Source organism: Liquorilactobacillus sicerae, from assembly GCF_029916425.1.
Taxonomy (GTDB): domain Bacteria; phylum Bacillota; class Bacilli; order Lactobacillales; family Lactobacillaceae; genus Liquorilactobacillus; species Liquorilactobacillus sicerae.
In genome coordinates this window covers 1-447 of the sequence record NZ_JAHAVQ010000245.1, presented here as the reverse complement: position 1 = coordinate 447, position 447 = coordinate 1, and the positions used below count along the sequence as shown (strand labels likewise).

Genomic DNA, 447 nt, shown 5'->3' with positions numbered 1-447 from the left:
GGAATTAACGAAGGAAAAGTACTAACAAATACTAATGATCCTGAAAAGATAGCTGATTTTTATTTGCATAATAGCAGAACGAAAGTTGTCATGGTGAAAGTGGGATCACGTGGTTCGTTTGTAAAAATAAAGACCGGTGAAAAATCATTTATACCAGGATTTAAAGTTAAAAAAGTTGTTGACACGGTTGGCGCTGGTGATGGATTTGCGCTGGGTGTTATCACTGCATTGCTAGAAGGAAAGTCATTTAAATCTGCAGCTTTGAGAGGAAACGCTATTGGTGCCTTGCAGGTGCAAACCCCAGGTGATAACGATGGCTACCCTGATAAGAATGAATTAAAAAAATTTTTTCAAAAAACAGAAATTTCGCAAGAAAGTGAGGCATGAAAGTGGTTGAAAAATCAGCTGTTTTAACAAAACTTCAGAAAAATAAGTTAGTAGCAGTAG

The 447-nt window shown here is 36.5% G+C and carries 1 protein-coding gene; it reads left to right on the top strand.

Annotated elements, in window-relative coordinates; genetic code table 11:
- Positions 1–387 (top strand): carbohydrate kinase family protein (locus tag KH893_RS12255; protein ID WP_281166334.1); only part of this gene is annotated, 387 nt, incomplete at its 5' end.
- Positions 388–447: the final 60 nt, after the last annotated feature.